General features: G+C 62.6%; 14 protein-coding genes. 7 read left to right on the top strand and 7 right to left on the bottom strand.

Annotation, left to right across the window (positions count from 1 at the left end):
- From HX783_RS16665 to HX783_RS16645, 5 genes are read left to right on the top strand one after another with little or no spacing between them, the layout of a single operon-like run.
- Entirely contained in the window at positions 1-1,218 is a 1,218-nt protein-coding gene (locus tag HX783_RS16665; RefSeq protein ID WP_159955218.1) for a glycosyltransferase family 4 protein, read from the top strand.
- On the top strand, positions 1,209-2,312 hold the full coding sequence (locus HX783_RS16660) for a glycosyltransferase family 1 protein (RefSeq protein ID WP_177017598.1): 1,104 nt from the start codon (positions 1,209-1,211) through the stop codon (positions 2,310-2,312). Before HX783_RS16665 ends, HX783_RS16660 begins: the two co-directional genes overlap by 10 nt.
- The gene (locus tag HX783_RS16655; protein WP_177017597.1) at positions 2,309-3,742 is read left to right on the top strand and encodes an O-antigen ligase; all 1,434 of its coding nucleotides are present in this window, start codon (positions 2,309-2,311) and stop codon (positions 3,740-3,742) included. Before HX783_RS16660 ends, HX783_RS16655 begins: the two co-directional genes overlap by 4 nt.
- A gap of 2 nt (positions 3,743-3,744) precedes the next feature.
- Positions 3,745-5,154 (top strand): murein biosynthesis integral membrane protein MurJ, encoded by a 1,410-nt coding sequence (gene murJ / locus HX783_RS16650; protein ID WP_177017596.1) that lies wholly within the window; start codon positions 3,745-3,747, stop codon positions 5,152-5,154.
- Between the two features lie 22 nt (positions 5,155-5,176).
- Positions 5,177-6,232 (top strand): acyltransferase family protein, encoded by a 1,056-nt coding sequence (locus HX783_RS16645; RefSeq protein WP_177017595.1) that lies wholly within the window; start codon positions 5,177-5,179, stop codon positions 6,230-6,232.
- Positions 6,233-6,392: 160 nt separating this feature from the next.
- Here the strand turns inward: HX783_RS16645 and HX783_RS16640 are convergent, their stop codons facing one another.
- From HX783_RS16640 to HX783_RS16625, 4 genes are all read right to left on the bottom strand, one after another.
- Positions 6,393-6,977, bottom strand: a complete 585-nt coding sequence (locus tag HX783_RS16640) for a DUF4174 domain-containing protein (RefSeq protein WP_177017594.1) — start codon at positions 6,975-6,977, stop codon at positions 6,393-6,395.
- A 167-nt stretch (positions 6,978-7,144) separates the two neighbouring features.
- Positions 7,145-7,774 (bottom strand): glutathione S-transferase N-terminal domain-containing protein, encoded by a 630-nt coding sequence (locus tag HX783_RS16635; protein WP_177017593.1) that lies wholly within the window; start codon positions 7,772-7,774, stop codon positions 7,145-7,147.
- A gap of 13 nt (positions 7,775-7,787) precedes the next feature.
- Entirely contained in the window at positions 7,788-8,366 is a 579-nt protein-coding gene (locus HX783_RS16630) for a GNAT family N-acetyltransferase (protein ID WP_177017592.1), read from the bottom strand.
- Between the two features lie 73 nt (positions 8,367-8,439).
- Entirely contained in the window at positions 8,440-10,797 is a 2,358-nt protein-coding gene (locus tag HX783_RS16625; RefSeq protein ID WP_159955210.1) for a DNA polymerase II, read from the bottom strand.
- Positions 10,798-11,014: 217 nt separating this feature from the next.
- Here HX783_RS16625 and HX783_RS16620 point away from each other — a divergent pair, with 217 nt between their 5' ends.
- Positions 11,015-13,249 (top strand): TonB-dependent siderophore receptor, encoded by a 2,235-nt coding sequence (locus HX783_RS16620; RefSeq protein WP_177017591.1) that lies wholly within the window; start codon positions 11,015-11,017, stop codon positions 13,247-13,249.
- Positions 13,250-13,345: 96 nt separating this feature from the next.
- Here the strand turns inward: HX783_RS16620 and HX783_RS16615 are convergent, their stop codons facing one another.
- Positions 13,346-13,813 carry an SRPBCC family protein gene (locus tag HX783_RS16615; protein ID WP_177017590.1) on the bottom strand — a complete coding sequence of 156 codons (468 nt, stop codon included), beginning with the start codon at positions 13,811-13,813 and terminating at the stop codon, positions 13,346-13,348.
- A 96-nt stretch (positions 13,814-13,909) separates the two neighbouring features.
- On the opposite strand from HX783_RS16615, the gene HX783_RS16610 reads away from it, so the two are divergent.
- Entirely contained in the window at positions 13,910-14,311 is a 402-nt protein-coding gene (locus HX783_RS16610; RefSeq protein ID WP_177017589.1) for a GFA family protein, read from the top strand.
- 1 nt (position 14,312) lies between these two features.
- Here the strand turns inward: HX783_RS16610 and mrdA are convergent, their stop codons facing one another.
- Both mrdA and HX783_RS16600 read right to left on the bottom strand, forming a co-directional pair.
- Positions 14,313-16,205, bottom strand: coding sequence for a penicillin-binding protein 2 (mrdA, locus tag HX783_RS16605; protein ID WP_177017588.1), 1,893 nt, complete (start codon positions 16,203-16,205; stop codon positions 14,313-14,315).
- Positions 16,206-16,339: 134 nt separating this feature from the next.
- The coding region (locus HX783_RS16600) for an aldehyde dehydrogenase family protein (protein ID WP_177017587.1) at positions 16,340-16,609 on the bottom strand (270 nt) is incomplete at its 5' end.

Below are 16,609 nucleotides of genomic sequence, written 5' to 3'. Positions count from 1 at the left end.
ATGCGCATTTTATGGATCCTGCCCTATTCGCCCTGGCCCGCCACCAGCGGCGGCAAGACGCGCCAGTTCCATCTGCTGCGCAGCCTGGCCGCGCGTGGGCATCGCATCACCTTGCTGCTGCATGACAAACACCCGGTGTCGCTGACCGATCGCCAGGTGCTGGAAGCCTTTCTTGAGCAGTTGATCATCCTGCCGCGCCGCCCGCTGCGCAGCCTGAAAACCCTGGTGGCCGGGCTGTTTGCGCCCTACCCGCTGCTGGCCAGCGTCAACGGCCTGTCGGGCGCGCTGCAGGACACCTTCAATCAATTGCTCAAAGAACATTGGGACGTGGTGCAGATCGAACACAGCTACACGTTCCAGCCGTACGAAGATGCGCTGGCGCGCAAATCCCAGCCGTTTGTGTTGACCGAACACAACGTTGAATCGGCGCTCGGTGCGGCCACCTACGATCGCCTGCCCCGCTGGGCGCTGCCGTTCATTCGCTACGATCAGTGGCGCTACACGCGCTGGGAACACCGCGTGATGCGCCAGGCGGCGCAGGTGGTGGCAGTCACCGACAGTGACGCGCAAGTGCTGGCCAAAATTGCCGGTAAACCGGTGCCGGTGGTGGTCAACGGCGTGGATTGCGATCACTTCGCCGCCGCCCATCCGGACCCGTCGACCCGCCGTGTGCTGTTCCTCGGCAACTATGAATACGCGCCCAATGTCGACGCCATCGAGTGGGCCCTGGATGAAATCCTGCCCAAAGTCTGGGAACGCTGCCCCGACGCACGCATGAGCGTGTGCGGCTTTGGCATGCCCGCCAGTTGGCGTGAACGCTGGCAAGACCCGCGCATCGAGTGGCAAGGGTTTGTGCCGAACCTGTTGAACCTGCAATCGAGCTGTTCGGTGTTCCTGGCGCCGTTGCGCCATGGCGGCGGCTCCAAGTTGAAAGTCCTCGAAGCGCTGGCCGCCGGGCTGCCCCTGGCGAGTACCGAGCAAGGCGTCTCCGGCCTGGACCTGGTTGAAGGCCTGGATTACCTCGGCGGGCAAAGCGCCGCCAGCCTGGCGGATGCCGTGGTGCGCCTGCTGCAATTTCCCGAAGCTGCCGCGCCCATGGGCGAAGCCGGTCGCGCGTACGTGCGCCGTGCCCATGACTGGAGTGTCGCCGCCAGCCAGCTGGAAAAGGTGTATGCGATGCTCGCGCCGCTCAATCAAAAGGAGCCCGCATGCGTGTAGGCCTGGATTACCGCACCGTCGGCACCTCGCCACAATCGGGGATCAGCCGCCAGGTGTACGCGCTGGAAAATGCTCTGCGCACCCTGCCGGATGTAGAGCTGACGCGCTTTACCGTGGCGCCCCTGGGTGACGAAACCCGCTTGCAGGCACAGTGCCCGGCCTGGGGCTGCGCAAAAACCGCGATGCACCAGCCGCAGAATCGCCTGCGTTTTGAAGCGGGCTTTTTGCCGCGTGCCTTGCGCGAACAGCACATCGACCTGTACATCAGCACCTTCAATATGGGCCTGCCCCTGCCGCCCAAACCCAAAGGCTTGCGCACCGTGGTGTTGTTGCACGACCTGTTCCAAATCACCCTGAACAACTACCACGCCAACCGTTTGAAAGCGTTGATCTACAAGACCAGTGATCGGCTGTCGATTGCGTATGCGGTGCACAGCGCCGACCGCGTGTGGACGCCTTCGCAGTACAGCGCCGATGAAACCGCGCGGTTGTTTCCCAAGGCGGCGGGCAAGATTCGGGTGCTGCCCAATCAGGTGGACGGGTTTATCGAATTGGCGGCGGACCTCAGCGCGCGCAACCTGCCCGCGCACTACTGGCTGCTGGTGGGCACCCGTGAATTGCGCAAGAACGTGCCATTTCTGGTGGACGCCTGGCAGCAGGCGCGCAGCCTGTCAGCCGCCGTGCCGGAGTTAGTGCTGGTGGGCAGCCTCGACCACTTGCCCGAGGCCCAGCGCAGCCTGCCGGGCATTCGCGCCTTGAGCGGCGTGTCGGATGCCGAACTGCACGCGCTGTACCGCCAGGCCGCGCGCCTGTGGCAGCCGTCGTATGCCGAGGGCTTTGGTTTGCCGGTGATTGAAGCCTTGAGCGTCGGCACGCCGGTGGCGGTCGCCAGCGGCACCTCGCTGGATGAAATCACCCCGCCGTCGGCCCCGCGTTTTTCGCCCACCGACGGCCCGGCGCTGGTGCAATTGATGCTCGACCTGGTGGCTCGCCCAACTGAAGAGTCACCCGAACAACGCAGGCTTTGGGCGCAACGTTTCAACCATCAAGCCTATCGCCACCGCCTGGCCGAACTGATCGAGGAATTGACATGAGATTCTCCCTGGCCAGCCTCGTCGCAATCCTCTTCGGCCTGTTGTTTGGCGCACTCGCCTTGCTGCTGTCACCGGCCAAGGCCTTCCTCGCAGTGATCGGCCTGGCGGCTGCGGTGACCATCCTGCGCTTCCCGCTCTGGGGCCTGCTGCTGTTTGCCGGGATCGCGACCTTCATGCCCTACTCCACCGTCAACCTGGGCATTCGTAGTACGGTGAGCGAAGCCATCCTCGCGCTGACCTGGGGCGCCGTGCTGTGGCACAGCTTTCTGGCGCGCGTGCCCGACACCCCGCGCCTGGCACGCCGCCCCACCGACCAGATGCTGCTGTGGCTGATGCTGTTCAGCGTGTTCCCGTTTATTGTCGGCCAGGTCACCATCCACGCCGACACCAGCGGCGTGGCCAACTGGCTGCGCTGGTTGCTGAGCCTGTCGGCGGTGTTCCTGTGCGCCAAGTTGCTCACCGATTACAAGCACCGCGAAGCGCTGGTGATCGCCCTGCTGCTGGGCACCTTGGCGATGCTGGTGCTGTCGATTGCGGTGTTTGTGCGCACGCGTTCCGGGGCCGGCATTGCGCCGATCCTGGCGGTGTTCAATTACGGCAACTTCGACATGTTGAAATTCGGCCTGGAGGCGATGTCGTCGCGCATGGGCTCGCCGTGGATGCACCCGAATGCCATCGGCGGGATCATGGCGCTGCTGCTGCCGTTGGCGTTTTGCTACGGCATGACCGAGCAAGGCTGGAAGCGCGGGCTGGGCCTGGGCGTGGCGTGCCTCGGCGCCGCTGCGTTGTTGTTGGCCAGTAGCCGGGGGGCGATGGTCAGCCTGGCGCTGGTGCTGATCTGGATGGCCACGCGGCGCGTGCCCTACACCGGGCGGCTGCTGATGATCGGCGCGGCGTTGACCGTCGCGCTGGTGATGGCCTACCCACCGTTGCAAGACCGCCTGGCGACGATTTTTTCCTCGGACAACGCCAGTACCGAAGTGCGCTTCGACGAATACCGCATGTTCCCGCAAGCCGTGGCGGCGTACCCGTTCGGCATCGGCTTCAAGGTCGACCCGCCGGTGCCGGGCACCCATTTCCTGGGGATCTCCAACCTGTGGCTGAACTTCATCTACAAAACCGGCATCGTCGGCATGTTGCTGTTTGTGGCCGTCACCGTGCGCTGGTGGCGTGAAGCACGCCCGGAAAAAGGCCCGATCCGCCTGACCAAGGACAACGCGCTGTGGTTGGGCACCACCGCCGGGATTCTCTCGGCCCTGGTGAGCGGGCTGTTTGACCACTACTTCAGCTTTGCCGTGGTGATGGTGGCGCTGTTCTGGCTGATGGTCGGCCTCAATGTGCTGGAGGCGCGGCGGCTGTTTCCGGCGCGCCTGCCGCAGGTCAAGGCGGTGGCTTTTCGCAAGCCGATGCTTGACGGCGCAAGGCCTTAATCATGCTCGGCTCCGCCGTCTGGCTGACGCTCGCGACCCTGCTGGGCCTGTGCCTGGGGTTTGCCCGTGAGTGGTTGCTGGTGGCGGCCTGGGGCGCGGGTGAGCGCAGTGATGCGTTCCTGATCGCGCTGTTTTTGCCCGAAGCGTTGCGCATGTCGTTGGCCGGTGGCGTGTTGAGCGCCGCCGCGCTGCCGCTGTACCTGGCGCGCAAGGACGGCGAGCGTTTGGACTGGCTGGCGGTGTTGTTCCCGGCGCTGCTGCTGATCGCGCTGGTCACCAGCCTGTTGCTGACGCTGTTGGCACCGTGGCTGGTGCAGTTGCTCGGGCCGGGGCTGGCCGCCAGCGCGACGGCGCTTGCCAGCGGTAACCTGCAAATCGTCGCCTGGTGCGTGCCGGGACTGATGCTGCATGCGCTGTTCAGTATCCCGCTGCAGGCCCGTGAGCGTTTTGTGCTGGCGGGGTTGGGTTCGCTGCTGTTCAACCTGCCGCCGGTGACGTATCTCGCGCTGGCGGGTACCGCGACTCAGCCGCACGCCCTTGCGCTGGCGTGTCTGGCCGGCAGCCTGTTGATGCCGCTGGCGCTACTGCCGTCGATCTGGCGTCAGGGTTGGCGGCCGTGGCGCTGGCAGTTGACGTTCACGCCGCTGCGCGAACTCGGCCAGCGCATCGGCCCGCTGCTGTTGAGCAATGGCGCCAGCCAGGGCTTGGCGTTGATCGAACGGTTGGTGGCGTCGCTGCTGGGTGAAGGCGCAGTGACCTGGGTCAACCTCGCGCGCAAGCTGATGAACCTGCCGCTGATTGCGCTGATGAGCCTCAACCAAGTGCTGCTGGGCATGATGAGCCGCCGTCAGGGCGATGAGCGCCTGGCCCTGCTCAAGCGCGGCCTGGAAACCGCCAGCGTGCTGACCTTGCCGGCCGGTGTCGGCCTGGTGGCGGCGGCGCCGAGCCTGGTGGCGTTGCTGCTGCCCAAGCAATCGGCGGATTCGCCGCTGCCCTTGCTGCTGGCCTGGTTTGCCGTGCCGCTGGTGTTCGGCGCCTGGAATGCGTTGCTCGCACGCTATGCCTATGCGGCCGGCGACACGCGCCAGCCACTGCGTTGCGAACTGCTCGGCAGCCTGGTCAATGTGCTGTTGTTGGGCGCCCTGCCCTTTGTGTTTGGCCTGGCGGGTATTCCGTTGGCGGCGCTGGCGGGCGTGATCTGTACGGCGCTGCTGCTGATGCAGCGCCAACAGTTGCTCGCAGCCCTGCCCTGGGCGCGGCAATGGCTGCTCAGTGCCGTGGTGATGGGCTTGGCGGCGCTGGTGCTGTTTCGGATTCAAGGCGTGTGGCTGCAGTTGGGTTTGAGCACCCTGGCAGGCGCCGTGGTGTTGCTGGGCATGGGGCTGTGGCTGAAGCCGTGGCGCAAGGCATGAACGATCGATCGGGAACCGTCAGATGAAACATCGTTGGATACAAATGGACATCGCCAAAGGCATTGGCATCCTGGTGATCGTGTTCGCCCACAGCTGGTTCGTCGCGACCTCGCCGGACCTGCTTTACCCGATCCTCGCCTCATTCATCTTGCCGCTGTTCTTTTTCCTCTCGGGGGTGTTCTTCAAGCCCGAACAGCCGTTTGTGGAGATGGCGATACGCAAGGCCGACGGCCTGCTCAAACCGTTTTTCTTCACCATGCTGGTGTATGTGATCGTGCGCGCGGTGTTGCGCGGGCAACCGCTGCTGCCGGATATTGGCGGCGTGCTGTATGCCTCGGTGGACACCATTCCCTGGCAGGCCATGTGGTTCCTGCCGCACTTCTGGGTGTCGATTCTGTTCAGTTGGGTGATGCTGCGGCTGATCCAGCGCCTGAAGCTGTCGCTGTGGATGAGCGGCCTGCTGATCGCGGCTCAACTGCTGCTCGGGATTTGGCTGCTGCCGTTGTTCTGGCAATTGCCAGTGACACTCGGCGGCCACAACTGGGTGCTGCCGGGGCTGCCGTTCAGCCTGGATATCACCTTGATCAGCAGCACTTACTTCATCGTCGGCTACCTGTTGCGCGATTGGCTGCGCACGCACGCCGGCTCGTGGCTGACGCTGTTGGTGTCGGTGGTGCTATTTGCCGTTGTGTTCATTCCCACTTGGGACACCATGGACCTGGCGCAACGTCGTTATGACAGCTGGTTGTGGACCAGTCTGCTGGCGGTGATCGGGGTTTACGCCTGCTGGGCGCTGGCACAGGTGTTGATGGTGTCGACGTTGCTGACCCGGGTGATGACCTACATCGGCCAGTCGACCCTGATCCTGTTGATTTTTCATGGTGAGATCCAGCACAAGAGCGTCGACCTGATGGAGCGTCTGGGCGTGCATCCCTTCCTGGCGGCGTGTGTGGGGCTGGTGATCGCGGTGGTGGTGCCGTTGTTGATCGGGGAAGTGATCAAGCGGGTGGCGTTTTTGCGGTTTTTCTACTTTCCGTTTCCGGTGCGTAAGGTGGCTAAAGACAAGGCCAAGATTTGAGAACACTGAAGATCCAAATGTGGGAGCGGGCTTGCTGTGGCGAGGGAGCTTGCTCCCGTTCGACAGCGCAGCTGGAGCCGGCTTTTGGGGGCGCTTCGCACCCCAGCGCAAGCAAGCTTGCTCGCCACAGCAAGCCCGCTCCCACAGGGGTTATGTATTTTCAATCATCAAGCGGTTGCGCGGCAGCTTTGCTGTTGGCTTTGGCGGGCTTGGCAGCCTTGGCGCCCTTGGCTGGCGCAGCGGCGGCAGGCTCCGGTTCCGCTGGCGCGGCGAGCTCTTTTTCAGCCATGGGCATCTGGTCGATGGCGCTGAAGAATTCCTTCAGGTCGAGGGTATCCGGTGGCACGGTCTTCTCGAGTTTCTTCTCGCCGTCCTTGCCCACCAGAATCACTTTGGTGCCGCTGCCGGCGCCCAGCTTGAGGGCGCGGATCAACGCGTTGGTTTCAGGTGGCGTGAGCTTTTTGTTGTCTTTGGCGTCCTTGGCGAACTTCTCCCCTTCGGCACCGATGCTGCCGAACTTCACGGTGTAGAACACCATATTGCGCTCTTCAAAGGACTGCTTGTTGGCAGGCTCGTCCAGCTGTTTCTTGAGGGTTGCCAATGTTTCGTTGCCGGAATCAAGTTCCACCACTACCAGCGGGCGGGACTTGTTCAAGTCCTGCTTGAGTGGGTTGATATCATCCGCGGCCAACAGCGGCCCCGTAAAAGCCATCAAGGTAGCCAGGGTCAGCGACCGGATGAGCATGCGCACCTCCTTTGAATTCCATGCAGGGTTCTTGAGTTTCATGTCTGCGACAGTCAATTTCAAGGATGATTCCTACACCTCGTTAAGAAGCGTAGGTCAGGAAGTCTGCTACGCAAGGGGTTGGACAGGCACTACGGTGATTGTTTCTTTAGATTGCGGAAACATTACTAGACGCCCCACTCCGGCCAATGCCGAGCAAATACAGGCGCCACGACGGGGTCGGCGTCCACCTGCGCCAGCGCCTGGGCAAAGCCTGGCGACAGGTCGTTCAACACCTCCCGCGCCTCATCCCAGCGCGACACCGCCGCGGCCATAATGCCCAGTGCATTCGGCACACCCGTGGGCGCAAACAACTGCTCGGCAAACTGCTGGGCAAACACCACCCAGGCATGGTGCAGATAGCGCCGCGTGCCGGTGGTGAGTTGGGTTTGCAGCGCTTCATCGGCGGGGCCCAGCCAGCGTTGCGGGTAGTCGATGATGCCGATCGCCGAGTAGCAATTGGCGGCGATGTACACCAGCCCACGCAGGATCTGCGCGCGGTTGCCGGCGAGTAGATCGGAGGCGGGAAACTCCAGGCCCAGGTGGATCAGGATCGCGGCGCTTTCAGTCAGCACTTGGCCGTCGGGCGTGACCAGCGTGGGAATTTGTTTGAGTGGGTTGATACGCGCCAAGGCCTCGCTGCCCTCGCCGTCCGCCCAGGAGCTGGCGTCGATGCGGCGCCATGGCACCGCGCAACGCTGCAGGGCGATTTCGATCATGCAGGAGCCGGACTCATCAATGCCGTAGAGCGTGTACATGGGCGTTTCCTCCTTATCGCAGCAATTTGGCCTGCAAGTTGGCCTTCACCTGCGGCCATTCCGAATCGATGATGCTGAAGCGCACCGAGTTGCGCTTGCGCCCGTCGGGCATGATGCGTTCGTGGCGCACGATGCCTTCTTGCACGGCACCGAGGCGCAGGATCGCGGCGCGGGATTTTTCGTTGAGTTCGTCGGTGGTGTATTGCACGCGCACGCAGTCGAGGACTTCGAAGGCGTAGGTCAGCAGCAACAGTTTGGCTTCGGTGTTGATTGCGGATTTTTGCGTGGACTGCGCCAACCAGGTGTGGCCGATTTCCAGTTTGCGATTGGCCCGGTCGACCTTCCAGAACCGCGTGCTGCCGACCACCTGGCCGGTGCTTTTGCGCACGATGGTGAACGGAATCACGCTGCCTGCATCGCGCCCGGCCAAGGCGGTGTCGATGTACTTGTCGACAGTGTCCGGGCCGGGCACGTTGGTGACTTTTAGGTTCCACAGCTCGCCGTCGGCGGCGGCGTCGAGCAAGGCGCTCGCGTGCTCGCGCTGCAAGGGTTGAAGTTCGACGTGAGTGCCGGTCAAGGTGATCTGGGTCATGGAAAGCTGCGCCGTCTGCGGGTGGTCATCAGAGGCCAAGAGTGCAGGCTGTGATCGGCGCGAAGCAAGCGTTTTAGAACAGGCCCATTTGCCCACCGACCAGGGTGGCGAAATCATCATTGACGAACGGCAGGATCGCGTCCGCCACCGGCTGCAGTTGCCGCGTCACATAGTGGTCGTAGTCGATGGGCGCCTGGCGTACTTCCAGCGGTTCCGGGCCGTTGACGCTGATCACGTAGCTGATCCAGCCGCCACGCTGGTATTGGCGCGGGCGCCCCAGGCGGTCGTTGTATTCATCCGCCAGGCGCGCGGCGCGCACATGCGGCGGCACGTTGCGTTCGTAGTCGTCGAGTTGGCGGCGCAGGCGTTTGCGGTAGATCAGCAGGTCGTCGAGTTCGCCGCTCAAGGTGCGGCGCACGTAGTCGCGCACGTAGTCCTGATGAGGCTGGCGATGGAAGATGCGCTGGTAAAGCTCCTGCTGGAACTGCCGGGCCAGGGGCGACCAGTCGCTGCGCACGGTTTCCAGGCCTTTGTAGATCATGTCTTCGCGGCCATCGGCGTGCACGACCAGGCCGGCGTAGCGCTTTTTGCTGCCCTCTTCGGCGCCGCGAATGGTTGGCATGAGGAAGCGGCTGAAGTGGGTTTCGTATTGCAGCTCCAGGGCGCTTTGCAGGCCGTATTCGCTGTGCAAATGCGCGCGCCACCAATCGTTGACGTGCTGCACCAGTTCCCGGCCGATGCGGCTGGCGTCCTGGGCCGCATGCGCGCTGCCGAGCCAGACAAAGGTGGAGTCGGTGTCGCCGTAGATCACCTCGTACCCCTTGGCCTCCACCAGCTCGCGGGTCTGGCGCATGATCTGGTGCCCACGCATCGTGATTGAGGACGCCAGCCGCGTGTCGAAGAAGCGGCAACCGCTGGAGCCGAGTACGCCATAGAAGGCGTTCATGATAATTTTCAAGGCCTGGGACAGCGGCGCGTTGTGGTCGCGCTTGGCGGCTTCGCGGCCCTCGGAAACGCGCGTGACGATGGACGGCAGGCAGTGCCGGGTGCGGGAGAAACGCGCGCCGCGAAAGCCTTCCACCGACTCGCTGTCTTCGGGGTGTTTGAGGCCTTCGATCAGCCCCACCGGGTCGATCAGGAAGCTGCGGATGATCGACGGGTAAAGGCTTTTGTAATCGAGCACCAGCACCGATTCGTAGAGGCCGGGGCGCGAGTCCATGACGAATCCACCGGGGCTGGCCTGGGGTGGTTTGTCGCCCAGATTCGGCGCGACAAAGCCCTGGCGGTGCATCAGCGGCATGTACAAGTGAGTGAACGCCGCTACGGAGCCGCCGTTGCGATCGGCCGGCAGCCCGGTGACGCTGGCGCGTTCGAGCAGGAACTTGAGCAGCTCGGTCTTCTCGAAAATCCGCGTGACCAGCTCGCAGTCCTTGAGGTTGTAGCGCGCCAGGGCGGGCTTGTCCTCGGCGAACATGCGGTTGATTTCGTCCATGCGCTGGTACGGCGTGGAGATGTCCTTGCCTTCGCCGAGCAGGGTTTGCGCGACGTTTTCCAGGCTGAAGGATTCAAAGCTCCAGGTCGCCGAACGCAGGGCTTCGATGCCGTCGATAATCAGGCGCCCCGCCGCCGCTGCGAAGTAGTGATTGCGGCTGCCGTGTTCGCGCCAGGCCATGGCTTCGCCGCCACGCCCAAGCAGCAGCGGCACGTTGAGGCGCTGGGCGTGTTCGTGGAGCACACGCAGGTCGAACTGCACCACGTTCCAACCGATGATCGCATCGGGGTCATGGGTGGCCAGCCACTGGTTGAGGCGCTCGAGCAGTTGCGCGCGGGTGTCGCAATAATCGAGCTTGAAGTCCACCGCGTCGGTTTTGTTTGGCGGGCCGAGCATGTACACCTGGCGCTCGCCGCAGCCTTCGAGGGCGATGGAGTAGAGATCGCCTTGGGCGGTGGTCTCGATGTCCAGGGACACCAGCTTCAGCGGCGGGCGGTAGTCGGGCGCGGGTTTCATCTGCGCGTCGATCAAGGTGCCGCTGGCGTCAGGTGTGCCGCCGAACCACACCGGGGCAGTGATGAAGCGCTCCATCATGTAGCGCTCGGGCGGGCGTACGTCGCCTTCATAGACATCGACACCGGCGGCGCGCAGGCGCTTTTCCAGCTCCATCAATTGACGATGCTGGCGAGTGTAGAGGCCCAGCACCGGGCGGTGGTGGAAATCGCACAGTTGCAGCGGGCGCAGTTCGACATCGCGCTCGCCGTTGAGCAGCCAGCCCAGCGGCTTGCGGTAAGCCTCAGGGATAAACATCACCGAAGTTTGTACGGGTAGGCGCACGCACCGGGGGCCTTGGTCGGTCGCCAGCCAGAAACTGACCTCCGTGCCCGCTGCCGTGTCGCGCCAATGCCGGGTCAGGACAAAACCCTGCTGTAAATCCACCGTGCCACACCTCAGGAATCGCTTTCAGGGCGTGATTCTACTCGGCATCCGCGTAACGCGGCACGTTAACGCGCACGCAGACCGCAATCTCACAAATTTGTTGCAGAACATTAATAACAATCACTATCATTCGCACCGGAGTCGTATCCGCGCAGCGAGGACGCGCAACGTTGTTGCCCTTTTCCTCACCATTGACGGTTCGCCGTCAGGATCGACCATGCCCTCCCGTACCCGACTTTGCGTGCCGTTTCGCCCTACCCTGCTCGCTCTTTGCTGCTCCGTGAGCCTTGCTGCTCATGCTGAAACCCCAGTCACCCCGCAGGATGCGAATAACCGTCAGGACGGCAACACACTGGAATTGGGTGCCACCAACATCAATGCCGACGCGCCCGCGCCGAACGCGTTACCGCCGGTTTACGCCGGTGGCCAGGTCGCACGCGGCGGGCAACTGGGTGTGCTGGGCAACCAGGACATCATGGACGTGCCGTTCAGCATGTCCTCCTACACCGAGAAATTGATTCGCGACCAGCAGGCGGAAAACGTCGGCGATGTGCTGCTCAATGACTCGTCCGTGCGCCAGGCATCGGGCTACGCGAACCAGGCCCAGGCTTTTGTGATTCGTGGCTTGCCACTCAATGGCGATGATATTTCGTTCAACGGCCTGTACGGCATCCTGCCGCGCCAGATCATGTCCACCGACGCGCTGGAGCGGGTTGAAGTGTTCAAGGGCCCCAACGCCTTTATCAACGGGGTAACGCCGGGCGGTTCAGGGATTGGCGGCGGTGTGAACCTGCAACCCAAGCGCGCCGATGATGTGCCGCTGCGCCGTTTCAGCACGGACATCAGCAACGATGGCCGCGTGGGCGAACACCTCGACATCGGCCAGCGTTTTGGTGAGGACAACCGCTTTGGCGCGCGGGTGAACCTGTCCCAGCGCGAAGGCGATACCGGCATCGATGATGAAAACCAGCGTTCCAAGCTGTTTTCCATCGGCCTGGATTACCGCGGCGATGCGCTGCGCGTGTCGGGCGACTTTGTGTATCAGAAGCAGCAGGTCAACGGCGGGCGCAATACGGTATTGCTCGGCAACGGGTTGACCCATCTTCCGAGCGCGCCGTCGGCCGATACCAACTACGCGCCGAACTGGGGCACCACCAGCCTTGAAGACACCTTCGGCATGCTGCGTGGCGAGTACGACCTCAACGACAACTGGACCGCCTATATCGCCGGCGGCGCCAAGCACACCAACGAGATCGGGCGTTATTCGTCGGTCACCCTGATCGACTCACTCGGTAACGCCACCGTCAGCGGCTCGAACATCGCGCACCAGGAAGACAACACCAGCTTGATGGCCGGCCTCAACGGTAAGTTCCAGACCGGCGCGGTCAGCCACAAATTGAACCTGGGCCTGACCGGCATCTGGACCCAGGCCCGCAACGCCTTTGACTTCGCGTCCGGCAGCCAGCCGACGAATATCTACAACCCGGCGGACGTGAGCGCACCGGCCAAGGGCGGCTTCACCTCCGGCAGCGACCTGAACGACCCAGGCATCACCGCCAAGACCTTCGCCCGCAGCGCGGCGGTGTCGGACACCTTTGGCTTCATGGATGACCGCTTGCTGTTCACGGCCGGCCTGCGTCGCCAGGAACTGGTGGTTCAGGGCTATGCGTACGGAACCGGTGAGCGCACCGCCAACTACGCCAAGGGCATCACCACGCCGGTGTATGGCCTGGTGTTCAAGCCGTGGGAGCATGTGTCGTTCTACGCCAACCACATTGAAGGCCTGGCGTCCGGGCCGACTGCACCGACGACGTTTGGCGGCTCCAAGGTCACCAACGCCAACCAGACCTTCGCACCGGCGCGCTCGAAACAGACCGAGGCTGGGGTGAAACTGGATATGGGCAGCTACGGGGCAACCTTGGGCGTGTACCGAATCGAGCAACCGACTCAGGGCTTCTCCCAACTGAACGCCGATCAAAGTGCGACCTTTGTATTCCTGGGTGAGCAAATCAACAAAGGCTTGGAGCTGAACGTATTCGGTGAGCCGATTGCCGGCCTGCGCCTGTTGGGCGGCGCGACGATTATTCACACCGAAGTCAACGGCACCCAGAACGGCGCCAACGACGGCAACCGCGCCGTGGGCGTGCCGACGTTCCAGCTTAACGCCGGCGTGGACTGGGATGTACCGGGCCTGCAAGGCGTGACCGTCAACGGGCGCATGCTGCGCACTGGCGGCCAGTACGCCGACCCGGCCAACAACCTCAGCCTGCCCACCTGGAACCGCTTCGATGTGGGCGCACGCTACAACTTCAAGGTTGCCCAGCGCGATGTGACCTTGGGCGCGACGGTGGAGAACGTCGCCAATACCAAGTACTGGGAATCGGCGTTGGGCGGCTATCTGACCCAAGGCGACCCGCGCGTGGCCAAGCTCTCGGCGACGGTGGATTTCTAAACACGTGACTAAGCAGTGGGTCAGCGGATTTGCGCACCGCTGACTCACGAAGGCTGACAACAATAAGGGCGGGCATCAGCAAGATGCCCGTTCGGCTCAGGCGCGGCGGGCCTGGCCCAGATAGGTTTCGATATTGCTCATTTGTTCATCCCAACCGCGGGAGTTCATCTTGAAGGCTTTCTGGCGTCGGCCTTCGGGCACCGCGTCAAAGCCGGATTCAACTACCCGCAGCAGAATGCCCGGCGCACGGTCTTCAATGGTGAATTCCACCAGGGTCGGTGTTTCGGTGTCGTAGTCGACGCCCTCTTCAACCGCGTAAGGGTGCCACCAGAACGAGAACAGCGTTTGCGGCAGGATGCGTTCGATCTTGGCGTTCCACACCACGTGTTCGTAGCCAGGATAAGTAATCGGAGCCTTGATGGTTTCCCCGGCGGCAAAGTGTTTGCCCTTGAGGGCGATGCCAAACCAGCTGCCGAACTGCTCGGCGTCAGTGAGTGCTTCCCACACCTGTTTACGTGAAGCGTTGAGCAGGACTTTTCGTTCGATGCGATCTAATACGTGCATAAGTCACCTCCTCCATTGACAGTAGGCGACATCGACCGATGCGCAACCTTGGGTTGTGCGCGATGATGAGCCCCTCCTTGATCAGGCAATACGTGTATGACTGAGCCGTTGAATGGAAGTTGCTTCTGCAAAGCCGTGCGCTACCAAGTGGACAACCTGGACATGCCCATCAGCCATTGCCACTGCGACAGCTGCCGCAAGGTGCATGCCGCCGCGTTTGTGGCCACGGCCGGGGTGATGCGCGAGCATTTCCGCTGGACCCAGGGCGAAGCGCTGCTGTCCTCGTTTGAATCGTCACCGGGCAAGCTCCGGCATTTCTGCTCGCGCTGCGGCTCACACCTGATGGCGGAGCGTAGGCATCAACCCCATGTGATTGTGCGGGTGGCGACGCTGGATGATGATCCGGGCGTACGGCCCACCGCGCACATCTGGACGTCCCACAATGTACCCTGGCTTGCCTATGAGGGCGTTGAGCAGTGGGACGAGTGGCAGACCTGATTTAGACGTGCGGGTCACCGGGAGCTTTGGCCGGCGTCGCGTATTGCGGCTTCAGGTGGCCTTCCTGGTCGAGTAGCCAGGCGTCCATGATTTGCCGCACCACGGGGCCTGCCACACGGCCACCGGCCTCGCCGTTTTCGATCATCACCGAGATCACGATTTTCGGGTGTTCGGCCGGCGCGAAGCCGACAAACAAGGCGTTGTCGCGATGGCGTTCCAGGGTCTTGTTACGGTTGTAACGCTCGCCCTGCTTGATCGCAACAACTTGCGCCGTACCACTCTTGCCGGCGATGCGGTATTGCGCGCCAAGCGCCGCTGCCCGGGCGATGCCGCGCGGGTCATGCATCACCAGCTGCATCCCATGGTTAACCTGCTCCCAGTCACGCGGGTCTTTGAGGACTACGTTGGGCATTGGGTTTTCATCCACTGGTGGCACGCCGTTGATGGTCTTGGCCAGGTGCGGCCGGTTCCACACGCCCTTGTTGGCAATCAACGCAGTGGCCTGGGCCAGTTGCAACGGCGTGACTTGCATGTAGCCCTGTCCGATACCGAGGATCACGGTTTCGCCCGGGAACCACGGCTGGCGCCGTGTCGCGCGCTTCCAGGCCTGGGAAGGCATCAGGCCGGCTGACTCTTCGAACATGTCGAGGGAGACCTTCTGGCCGAGGCCGAACTCGGCCAGGTAGTCGTGCAGCCTGTCGATGCCCAGCTTGTGGGCCAGGTCGTAGAAGTAGGTGTCATTGGAACGCATGATCGCGGCGTCCATGTCCACCCAGCCGTCGCCGCTGTGGTTCCAGTTACGGTATTTGTGGTCAAAATCGGGCAATTGGTAGTAGCCGGGATCGAACACGCGGGTTTGCGCGGTGACCACGCCACTGTCCAGACCGGCGATGGCGACTTCCGGCTTGATGGTCGAACCGGGCGCATAGAGCCCACGCAGCACGCGGTTGAACAGCGGACGATCGATGGAATCGTGCAGCGCCGCGTATTCCTTGAAGCTGATGCCGGTGACGAACAGATTCGGGTCAAAGCTGGGCTTGCTGACCATCGCCAGTACTTCGCCGGTTTGCGGGTCGAGGGCGACCACCGAACCACGCCGGTCGCCCAAGGCTTCTTCCGCCGCTTCCTGCAGCTTGACGTCGAGGCTCAGGACGATGTTTTTGCCGGGGATCGGGTCGGTGTGCTTGAGCACGCGCAATACGCGCCCCTGGGCGTTGGTCTCGACCTCTTCATAGCCCACGTGGCCGTGCAGCTCGGACTCGTAGAAACGCTCGATGCCGGTCTTGCCGATGGACTGCGTACCGCGGTACTCCACGGAGTCGAGGGCTTTGGATTCTTTTTCGTTGATGCGACCGACATAACCAATCGAGTGGGCGAAGTGCGCGCCCAGCGGGTAATGCCGGACGAATTGCGGCTCGACGTCCACACCGGGCAGACGGAACTCGTTAACCGCCAGTACGGCGATCTGTTCTTCGGTCAGCTCGTAGAACAACGTCACAGGCACGAAAGGATGACGCGCCTGCTTCAGCGCCTTGTCAAACACAGCGCGGTCTTCGGCGGGCAGGTGCAACAGGCTGACGATGGCGTCCAGTTCACCCTTGAGGTCGGTGGTGCGTTCGCGGGTGATGGTCAGGTTGTAGCTGGGGCGGTTGTCGGCCAGCACCACGCCGTTGCGGTCATAGATCAGCCCGCGCGTCGGCGTAATAGGCAGTACGTGGACGCGGTTGTTTTCAGAAATCGTGGAGTGGTAGTCGTACTGCACCACTTGCAGGAAATACATGCGGCCCACCAGGGCGCAGGTGATGCCGATGACCAACAGCGCACAGGCGAGCAGGCGCTTGTTGACCAGGCGGTTTTCTTTTTCGTGGTCCTTGATCGGTATCGGTTCAGGCATTTCTACAGCATCTCGTTGAAGAAGGTGGACGCCGCATCCTGCGGATGAAAGATCAATCCTTGTGAAAATGTGCTGCACCATACCAAAAATGCAGAAACACTTTGCATCGATTTCCCCAACGGCATGCTGTTTTGTCAGACGAGAACTGATTTTGGCTCCAATAAGGCCTCGAAACCGAACGTGCCGTACTCGCGGCCTATGCCTGAGTGTTTAAAGCCGCCAAAGGGCGCGCGCGGTTCGTGGGCCAGTGTGTTGATCAGTACGCGACCGGCATCGATGCGGGTGGCGAGTGCGTGGGCTCTGCGTAGATTTAAAGTCAGAGTGTAAGCCTGGAGACCGTAAGGCGTGTTGGCGATGGTCAGCGCTTCCGCTGGCTTTTCGACCGCCCAAAACAAAACCCCTGT

Origin of the sequence: Pseudomonas sp. D2002 (assembly GCF_013385735.1) — a bacterium.
Taxonomy (GTDB): domain Bacteria; phylum Pseudomonadota; class Gammaproteobacteria; order Pseudomonadales; family Pseudomonadaceae; genus Aquipseudomonas.
The sequence above is the reverse complement of the archived record's forward strand: the minus strand, read 5'-3'. Positions and strand labels throughout refer to the sequence as shown.

Bases quoted from the DNA above. Each gene is read 5' to 3' on its own strand.
- HX783_RS16665 (WP_159955218.1), top strand. From the start codon at position 1: ATGCGCATTTTATGGATCCTGCCCTATTCGCCCTGGCCCGCCACCAGC.
- HX783_RS16660 (WP_177017598.1), top strand. From the start codon at position 1,209: ATGCGTGTAGGCCTGGATTACCGCACCGTCGGCACCTCGCCACAATCG.
- HX783_RS16655 (WP_177017597.1), top strand. From the start codon at position 2,309: ATGAGATTCTCCCTGGCCAGCCTCGTCGCAATCCTCTTCGGCCTGTTG.
- murJ (WP_177017596.1), top strand. From the start codon at position 3,745: ATGCTCGGCTCCGCCGTCTGGCTGACGCTCGCGACCCTGCTGGGCCTG.
- HX783_RS16645 (WP_177017595.1), top strand. From the start codon at position 5,177: ATGAAACATCGTTGGATACAAATGGACATCGCCAAAGGCATTGGCATC.
- HX783_RS16640 (WP_177017594.1), bottom strand. From the start codon at position 6,977: ATGCTCATCCGGTCGCTGACCCTGGCTACCTTGATGGCTTTTACGGGG.
- HX783_RS16635 (WP_177017593.1), bottom strand. From the start codon at position 7,774: ATGTACACGCTCTACGGCATTGATGAGTCCGGCTCCTGCATGATCGAA.
- HX783_RS16630 (WP_177017592.1), bottom strand. From the start codon at position 8,366: ATGACCCAGATCACCTTGACCGGCACTCACGTCGAACTTCAACCCTTG.
- HX783_RS16620 (WP_177017591.1), top strand. From the start codon at position 11,015: ATGCCCTCCCGTACCCGACTTTGCGTGCCGTTTCGCCCTACCCTGCTC.
- HX783_RS16615 (WP_177017590.1), bottom strand. From the start codon at position 13,813: ATGCACGTATTAGATCGCATCGAACGAAAAGTCCTGCTCAACGCTTCA.
- HX783_RS16610 (WP_177017589.1), top strand. From the start codon at position 13,910: ATGACTGAGCCGTTGAATGGAAGTTGCTTCTGCAAAGCCGTGCGCTAC.
- mrdA (WP_177017588.1), bottom strand. From the start codon at position 16,205: ATGCCTGAACCGATACCGATCAAGGACCACGAAAAAGAAAACCGCCTG.